The organism is Pseudoalteromonas sp. SG43-6 (assembly GCF_014164365.1).
In the GTDB taxonomy this organism is placed as follows: domain Bacteria; phylum Pseudomonadota; class Gammaproteobacteria; order Enterobacterales; family Alteromonadaceae; genus Pseudoalteromonas; species Pseudoalteromonas rhizosphaerae.
On record NZ_JACJEZ010000118.1, the window covers coordinates 1 to 2,052 of the forward strand.

The 2,052-nt window shown below is 45.2% G+C and carries 2 protein-coding genes; both read left to right on the top strand.

The window, feature by feature from the left end:
• On the top strand, positions 1-1,848 hold a 1,848-nt coding region (locus H5201_RS23350), incomplete at its 5' end, for a polymorphic toxin type 15 domain-containing protein (RefSeq protein WP_259399738.1).
• Positions 1,849-1,855: 7 nt separating this feature from the next.
• The coding region (locus tag H5201_RS22315) for a GAD-like domain-containing protein (RefSeq protein ID WP_310736959.1) at positions 1,856-2,052 on the top strand (197 nt) is incomplete at its 3' end.

Sequence of the window (2,052 nt, forward strand, 5' to 3'; positions counted from 1 at the left end):
TCTGGGCAAGGCGATTTAATCATTCATAACGCCGGCGGCGAAATTAAACTCGATAGCCAAGGCAACGCCACCATCATCGCTACCAATATACTCACCCTCGACAGCAACATTGTCACCTTTGATGGGCCAGTTGATTACGATATAGAAAGCCCGCAAACAGCTAGCAGCCCAAGTGCCTCAAGTCCTGCGAGTATTAGCCGTATTAATGATGTAACCATAAATGATGCAGGCGTTGCTGCAACTACCGCCAGTGTGGTCGATTTAGAATACGTTTACCAAGACGGCAGCCCGGTTAAAAATGCGCCCTACACCATTACCTTTGATGATGGAACGCAAGCGACCGGGCAACTAGATGACAGTGGACAAGCACAACTTACCAATATTCCCAGCGGTCAGTTCAGTGTTAAATACGGCGAAGACAGTCGCGATTTTCAGCCTGAAGATAACACCACACCAAACCCGTTGTATGGGCAAATAACCACCGCCGATGCCGTACATATGCTCAATAGCGGTAACACTGCAAAACTGGAAGAGGCTGGCAATTTAGCCAACCAAGCAGGCGATTGGTTATGGGGCACACTGCAAGGTGACTTTAATAGAAACCCGAGTACATCACAAATCGTTGTGGGTACAATTATCTCGATGATACCGGTGGTTGACCAAATCATGGATATTCGTGATATTTGTGCAAATACCGTATTACTCACCGATGATGACAAAGCCAATGACAGCGACGGTTGGATAGCCTTTACCCTAACCGCCATTGGTTTGGTTCCATTATTAGGCTCTGCTGTAAAAGGCGTGGGTAAAGTTGTAATTAAAAATAGTGGTGAGTCAATGGAAGCCGCTATTGCAGTGCTACGCAAGATGGGCAAAGGCGACCCAGTAAAATACCTGCGCGAAATAAACTGGCAAGACTTAGGCAAACAAGCCGCCAGTGAAGTAAAAGCCGTAATCAAAGGCTTTCGAGATACACTTAACGATATTTCAACCAGCTGGAAATACGATCTTCTGCTGCCAGACTCAGCCATTGACGGCATGCAAGCCATGGTCAAACAGCTTGATGAAGTCACCCCGCAAATAGACCAAGGCGTAAGAAACGCCGCGCAAGAAATTGGCAATCGCGTAAACAAAGCCCTCGATGAGTTTGAGCCACCGGCAAGTACAGGTGTAGTAGGGAAACCGAAGAAAACAGTAGCCAATGAATTAGAGCCGCCGAAAGGGAATGATTTGAAGGGGGCTCAGGGTAAAAACACTCACCCACTTCGATTAAAAATGAAAGCTTACAAAGTGCCTTGTTTTAAACCAAGTGATAGCTTAAGGAAAAGAAATAAAGGCGACTTACGCGCTTTAGAGCATAATTACGCAAGGCAGCTTAAGCATCAAGAAAATGGCTTGAATGATTTAACCATTGGTGAATACAGAGAAAACCGCGAGCGATACAAAAAGATGAGGCGCAAAGGTACTGGAACTGCGCAAGATGATTTTAGAGAGGAGTTTCAATCAGATTTATTTGAGTCACTTAACGAATCATACAGCAAAAAAGTATCATTTGCTGAAGCCGAAAAACTAGCCTTGCAAAGAACAACAGAAATTATGGACAATTTACATGCATTACATGACCCTGATATGGGCGCAGGCGGTTCTGATAGCGTATCGCGTATGGGCGATAAACGAGTTAATGGCTCTTTAGGCCCGCAGTGGGCTAAAGCACCCATAGGGAGTAGAAAAGGGGATAAAACACGCGTGCAGTTAATGGATGAGCAAGTTGAAAAAGCATTTAAGAAACATGGTCCAGATGCTAAGTTGAACATTCAACTTGAGCGCTGCCCGTTAAACAAAAAGTAGAGAGCCCATGATAGAAACGAATGATGACGCCTTAGATTATTTTCTAAGCAAATTTAGGCAACCAACAACAACGGTACCTGCGACTACCGCTGATATAGAAGCGTATCGAGGGAAACTGCCTGACCAGCTACTTGAATACTGGCAAATACTCGGGTTCAGCGGCTTTGCCGATGGTTTATTTTGGCTGACAAATCCAGCGGATTA